Here is a 6,580-nt window from a genome sequence, read left to right on the forward strand (position 1 = left end):
TCAGCTTCTTCACTTTGATACTCCAACCACAAAGGAAAGTAAAGATAATCATTCGTAATAATAAATTACCTATATGATCTCATAAAGTCTGGAGGTTTCTCGTTTGAACGACCCTGAGTCTCGATTCACCATGTCCGGCGACCCCGTCGCGCGTTTCGACATCACTATCGCGGGAGAGATCAATCTCGATTTGATCCTCTATGGTCTACCGCGCGAGCTTCCAGTCGAACGCGAATTGCTTGCCACGGACTTCGCGATGACCCTTGGCAGCTCATCTGCAATTCTTGCGCACAACATGGCTGCCCTTCATGCGTCGGTCGGCTTCATCACCTGCGTCGGCCAGGATGCTCTTGGGCAGATCGCGCTCGATCGTCTGGGTGAAAGTGGAACGGACCTGTCCCGCATCTTACGCTCTCCCTCAGGCCTAGGAACAGGCGTCACGGTGCTACTTCCCCATGGCGCGGTTCGTCGCATCCTGACTTATCCGGGGACTATGACAGAGCTGACCTGCGCAGATCTTGACATTGATTACTTAGCCTCGGGGCGTCATTTTCACTTATCTTCGCTCTTCCTGCAGACCGGTCTACATCCAGGCTTGCCGCGATTACTCGCCGAACTCAAGTCTCGCGGACTTACGATCTCACTCGACACCAATGACGACCCGGTAGACGAGTGGGGCGGCATTCTCGATGATGTTCTTCCTCTGATCGATATCCTCATGCCCAACGAGGACGAGCTTCTTCGTATCGCCGGAGTTTTTTCTATCGAGGATGCTCTGGCTAAGGTGGGCACTATCGTTCCACTCATCGTCGTGAAGCGCGGAGCACGCGGCACTCTTATTTCTGAACGCGGCATCAAGACTGAGGTACCAACGGTCGCCGTCACGCCCGTCGACACCATCGGGGCAGGTGACAGCTTTAATGCCGGCTTTCTCACTGCATATCTAAAAGGCAACTCTCCGAACTTTTGTGCTGCAGCGGGCAACGTTACCGGTGCCCTATCGACACAACGTGCCGGCGGGACCGAAGCCTTCCGTGACCAGTCCCTGCTTCAAGACTTCCTGCGCCTCCACTGGCCCGTTCAAACAGAGCGGGACTGAGGGGGCTAGAGACGTGTCATGAATATGGAAGAGACCTAAGGTCGAACCGTTTCCGCAGCGGTCTTTCCTGGCAGCCGGGGCCTCGACGTCGAGACCGTTCTGCTCATGTGCCCGCTTCTAATGTTTTTGCAGAGTGCTCGTTATCTACCTACGAGCCTCGGGCGAAATGATCAGTATGGCTCTTTCTTTCCTTGCCGCCATTACGCTCGCTTAGATTCCGTTCCGCTAAACTAGAACTTGCCCTCACGGAAGCGCATGCCAGCCGAAATCATCCTCCAACAAACCCCGGACAACGCCGCACTCCTCGACAAGCGCGAGCAACTTGCCACCGTCCGCACGACGCTCGCCGAGCGCGAATCCGAGCTTGCCCAGATCCGCACCCAGTTCAAAACTTTCGAAGGCCGTTACGTTCGCCAGGTCGGCATCCTCTACGCCGAGCTCGACGACCTCGAAGCACGCATCGCCGAGCGCGAGGTCGATCTTTACGACTCGGACTGCGCCCGCCGCCGCGCCGAAGAGACTCGACAGCGCGCACAGGAGACCCACGATGCCGCCTTCGGTGATGCCCGCGAAGCTGAGGAGTTTGACCCACCGCCTAGCCTCAAGACCCTCTTCCGCGAGGTCGCCAAGCGCATCCACCCCGACTTTGCGCGCGACGACGCCGAGCAGATGCACTTTACCCTGCTGATGGCTCGCGCCAATCATGCCTACAGCCGCGGCGACACCGAGACGCTACAGCGTCTTCTTGACGATCACCGCGAAATCAACGCCTCCATCGCCGGCGAAGGTGCTGCCGCAGAGCTTCTCCGCATCACTCGCCAGATCCACCATGCCGAGCGAGATATTGCTACCCTCGACGCCGAGCGGCATACGCTTCTTTCCAGTGAAATCGCTCAACTACATCTCGATGCCGAAACCGCCGCCCGCGAACATCGCGACCTCCTTAGGGAACTCGCCTCCAATCTTCATGAGCAGATTGCCGATGCCCAGCGCCGCTTCGAACTGATCGACCGCCAGATTAGTGCCCACGGAAGATAAAGATGGAAGACAAGCCCAAAGCCGGCCTGCAGCACATCCCTACCAGCGGCGCACTGTCACTGCATTCCATGCGCTCCAGCATCATCGCCCGCGGCCGGCGGGACGCAGCCAACGCATCCTCCAACCCACACTATAAGCAGGCCGTCACCGACTACAATGCCGGCAACTTCGCCGAAGCCGCAACCAGCTTCCGACTCGCCGCTGAGCAAGGCCATGCCGAGTCACAATATCTACTGAGCACTATGTACGACGCGGGCCGGGGCTTGCTGCAAAATGATAGCCAAGCTGGCTATTGGGAGCGCAAGGCTGCCGAGCAGGGCCACGCCTACGCACAGGCCAACCTCAGTTTCCGCTACTACGCGGCGGACAACTTTTCTGAAGCTTTCTTATGGTGCCAGCGCGCTGCCCACAGTAATCTCGCGTGGGCGCAGTACAACCTCGGCCTGATGTATCGCAAAGGCGAAGGGGTTCAGCAAAGCAATACGGAAGCTTCCTATTGGTATCGCCTAGCTGCCACCCAGAACTTTCCTGAAGCCCAGCAGAAGCTAGCTGACCTCTACTGCATGGGCCAAGGCGTCCCGCTTAGTTATACTCAGGCCGCCGCGTGGTATCGCAAGGCCGCTGATCACGGCAACGCCGAAGCGCAGTTTCAGCTTGGACATCTCTACGCCATTGGCCACGGCGTCGAGCATGACTACACTCAGTCCCGCCATTGGATTCGTCAGGCTGCTCTCCAAGGCCACGAACAGGCAGTACGTGAACTCAAACGCCGCGAGTATCGCGACCCATAGCCCAAGCCTAGACATCGCACGCGACGATCACACTTATGCCGGCTGCACTCGCAGGTGATTTTTAGAGGAATCTTGTTTATCGCGAAAGCGGCGATACCTATAAAGAAGAGATGCTGGGCCGCGGGCTCGGAGGAAGACGAGGTTTTCTTCGAAGCGTTTCTCGGAGACAATCGCTCCGCCTTCGAGTGAGGCAAGAATGGAACCTTCCGATTGCGGGAGCCTAAAACTGAATTCGACGAGCGGATCGACGACGAGTTCGGCGTCGATGGCCGCCAGGAGTTGTTGCAGGCCGGTATGCTGAAGCGCGGAGACAGGAATTCCTTCGCGATCACTGGAGAGATGGGTACGTTCCTGGGGCGGGACGAGATCGATCTTGTTCATGACTTGAATAACCCGCTTGGTGGAGATTTCAAGCTCCGCCAAGACACTTTCAACCTGGGTCTTCTGCTCTTCGCGGATAGGACTGGCGGCGTCCTGAACGTGAAGAAGAATCTCCGCACGTTCTACTTCTTCGAGGGTGGCGCGGAAGCTGGTGACAAGAGTGGGGGGAAGATTGCGGATGAATCCTACGGTATCCGAGAGCAGAATTTTTCGTCGGGAAGGAAGTTGGAGCTGCCGGAGCTTGGGGTCAAGGGTAGCGAACATGCGCGCCGATTCAAGCACACCGGCCTCGGTCAGGGCGTTGAAGAGGGTGCTTTTGCCTGCATTGGTATAGCCGACAAGAGCAACCACCGGGACCGGAACAGCCTCCCGGCGTTGCCGCTGCTGATGGCGAATGCGGCGGACGGCGGCGAGCTGGGTCTTGATGTGGTCGAGGCGCAGGTTGATCTTGCGGCGATCGGTCTCGAGCTGAGTTTCACCCGGGCCTCGGGTTCCGATGCCGCCGCCAAGCTGTGACATGGCGCGTCCGCGACCGGCAAGACGGGGTAGTTGATATTCAAGTTGCGCGAGCTCTACCTGAAGCTGACCCTCACTGGTTTTGGCATGGCGAGCGAAGATGTCGAGGATAAGCTGCGAACGGTCGATGACGTGGCAAGGTAGACGGGCTTCTATGTTGCGAAGCTGGGAGGGGCTGAGGTCGTGGTCGAAGAGAACAAGCGAGGCATTGGTGCTGGCCACAACGCCGACGATCTCATCAAGTTTGCCCTGGCCGACGAGGCTGGAGGGGTCGGGTTTCTGACGGCGCTGAACCAGGGTGGCGGCAATAGTCGCGCCGGCTGATCGAGCGAGTTCCTCGAACTCTGCACGGCTGGCATCAAAGTCGAGGGTGGATGACGCTTCGCCTCGGAGATCTTCTTCTCCATCCACGACTGCCGCTGCGGTGCGGGCAAGTTTAGCGGCGGCGGTAAGCTGCTTGCGCTTGCGGAGCTCGCCGGTGAACTCGACCACGACGAGTACGGCGAGTTCCTGTTGAGTTTGCGAGGTGCGGAGTTCACGGGCAAGAAGCGCCGCGTCCTGGGCCTCACTCGCTTCGACAAGACTGCGGCGGACTGTCTTTGCGCGGTTTCGGCGCGGTGGCGCTTGCTCCGTAGTGGCGTCCAGCGATTTCTTCTTACCGGTCAAATTTGTCTCAATTCGGGGCTGGGCTTCCGACCTGTTCTGGTCTCATGATACTGATAGGAGGGCGTGCGCTCCCGTTCTCCAGACTCGGGGTTGCTTCATAAACGCAATAAACTCTCGTTACGTTCGATGCTCTTCGACTAGGTTTCCTGGCATTTATTTAGGCTGTGTAAAAAGAAGGGTGTGAATCTTGACAAAGTCCGAGATTAGACAGAATCTAAGTTAGGACATGGACACCGAGTCGATTCGACAGAGTCTGGAAAGCAACGGGTTGAGATTCACTCCCCAGCGTCACTGTGTCATGGCGTTCCTGATGGAACATGCAGGCCATCCCACAGCGGCGGAGATCTTTCAGGCAGTCAACCGCCTCGATCCACGTTCTTCAAGGGCCACCACTTACAACAATTTGCGGGATCTGGTGCAGGCTGGTCTGGTGCGCGAAGTGGCAGTTGAAGGCCGCTCTGCCCGTTTCGATGCAAAAGGAATGCGGCATCATCACTTCATCTGTGACCGCTGCGGCAAGGTTGAAGATGTGGATTGGTACGACGTGCCGAAGCCAGCATCCTCCTCTCTTGGCAAGCGAATTCTTCGCGAGTGCGAACTCATTGTCCGTGGACTCTGCACGGGATGCGCTCCTGCCAAGGGGCGAAGACGTATGGGTGTGGAGACCGAATGAATAGCATGCGTGGGCAAGTGCAGCCGGGTTTTTGGATTTGCAGGAAGTTAAGTTGTTCGAACCTAAACGCAGCATAGTTACAGGGGCTCAGTCCCCGGTTAAAAGGAGCGGAACTTGTCAGAAGAGATGAAATGCCCTGTACCCCACGGCGAAGCGAAGGCATCCTCACCCATGCACGGCGCTGTCACACACAATTCGCGCAGGATCATAAAGGATGCTGAATGGTGGCCCGAGCGTCTGGATCTCGCAATCCTCCATCAGAACACCGTGCTCGCGAATCCTCTGAAGTCGGACTTCAACTACGCGGAAGAGTTCAAGACGCTCGATCTGGATGCGGTCATCAAGGATCTTCACGTGCTGATGACGGATTCGCAGGACTGGTGGCCCGCGGATTACGGTCACTATGGTCCGTTTTTCATCCGCATGGCATGGCACAGCGCCGGTACGTACCGTACCTATGACGGCCGTGGCGGCGCAGGCATGGGGACGCAGCGATTTGCTCCTCTTAATAGTTGGCCTGACAACGTGAGCCTCGATAAGGCGCGCCGTCTGCTCTGGCCAATCAAACAGAAGTACGGCAAAAAGATCTCATGGGCCGATCTGATGATTCTTACCGGTAACGTCGCGCTCGACTCGATGGGCTTCAAGACCTTCGGCTTTGGTGGCGGCCGCGCTGATGTCTGGGTGCCGCAGGAAGACATCTTCTGGGGCTCCGAACATACATGGTTAGGTAGCGATCGCTATCAAGGCGAGCGCGATCTCGACCATCCTCTGGCCGCAGTGCAGATGGGCCTTATCTACGTAAACCCGGAGGGACCGGATGGCAAGCCCGACCCGGTCGGCTCCGCCCGCGACATTCGCGAGACCTTCGGTCGCATGGCCATGAACGATGAAGAGACCTTCGCCCTCATCGCCGGTGGCCACACCTTCGGCAAAGGTCACGGCGCATACGACCCCGGCCCGAATGTTGGTCCCGAACCCGAAGGAGCACCGATCGAGCAGCAGGGCTTTGGCTGGAAGAACACTAAAGGCAAGGGGCACTCGGAAGACACCATCTCCTCGGGCCTTGAAGGCGCCTGGACCAGCAGCCCCACCAAGTGGGATAGCGAGTACCTCGACAACCTCTACAACTACGACTGGGCATTGAAGAAAGGTCCAGGCGGCGCATGGCAGTGGTACGCCGTCAATGAGGAAGCTAATATTCCTGACGCGCACGTCAAGGATAAGAAGCACCTGCCCATGATGTTCACCTCGGACCTCGCACTCAAGTTCGACCCCGCCTACGAGACCATAGGGAAGCGCTTTCAGAAGGATCCGGCTGCGTTCGCCGACGCCTTCGCTCGCGCCTGGTTCAAACTCACCCACCGCGACATGGGCCCCATCGTCCGCTACCTCGGGCCATTGGTTCCCCAGGAG

Annotated in this window: 6 protein-coding genes; 5 read left to right on the forward strand and 1 reads right to left on the reverse strand. The window is 57.9% G+C overall.

The window, feature by feature from the left end; genetic code table 11:
* Window positions 1-103: 103 nt before the first annotated feature.
* From GSQ94_RS00360 to GSQ94_RS00370, 3 genes are all read left to right on the forward strand, one after another.
* Entirely contained in the window at window positions 104-1,099 is a 996-nt protein-coding gene (locus GSQ94_RS00360) for a carbohydrate kinase family protein (RefSeq protein WP_254063480.1), read from the forward strand.
* Window positions 1,100-1,354: 255 nt separating this feature from the next.
* On the forward strand, window positions 1,355-2,137 hold the full coding sequence (locus tag GSQ94_RS00365; protein WP_158941347.1) for a hypothetical protein: 783 nt from the start codon (window positions 1,355-1,357) through the stop codon (window positions 2,135-2,137).
* A gap of 2 nt (window positions 2,138-2,139) precedes the next feature.
* The gene (locus GSQ94_RS00370) at window positions 2,140-2,928 is read left to right on the forward strand and encodes a tetratricopeptide repeat protein (protein ID WP_158941348.1); all 789 of its coding nucleotides are present in this window, start codon (window positions 2,140-2,142) and stop codon (window positions 2,926-2,928) included.
* Window positions 2,929-2,961: 33 nt separating this feature from the next.
* Here GSQ94_RS00370 and hflX read toward each other — a convergent pair whose 3' ends face one another.
* The gene (hflX, locus tag GSQ94_RS00375) at window positions 2,962-4,491 is read right to left on the reverse strand and encodes a GTPase HflX (RefSeq protein WP_254063481.1); all 1,530 of its coding nucleotides are present in this window, start codon (window positions 4,489-4,491) and stop codon (window positions 2,962-2,964) included.
* A 268-nt stretch (window positions 4,492-4,759) separates the two neighbouring features.
* On the opposite strand from hflX, the gene GSQ94_RS00380 reads away from it, so the two are divergent.
* Both GSQ94_RS00380 and GSQ94_RS00385 read left to right on the forward strand, forming a co-directional pair.
* On the forward strand, window positions 4,760-5,164 hold the full coding sequence (locus GSQ94_RS00380; protein WP_254063483.1) for a Fur family transcriptional regulator: 405 nt from the start codon (window positions 4,760-4,762) through the stop codon (window positions 5,162-5,164).
* A 114-nt stretch (window positions 5,165-5,278) separates the two neighbouring features.
* A partial coding sequence (locus GSQ94_RS00385) for a peroxidase family protein (RefSeq protein WP_371417410.1) occupies window positions 5,279-6,580 on the forward strand: 1,302 nt, incomplete at its 3' end.

Origin of the sequence: Granulicella sp. S190, assembly GCF_009766095.1 — a bacterium.
Taxonomy (GTDB): Bacteria; Acidobacteriota; Terriglobia; order Terriglobales; family Acidobacteriaceae; genus Edaphobacter.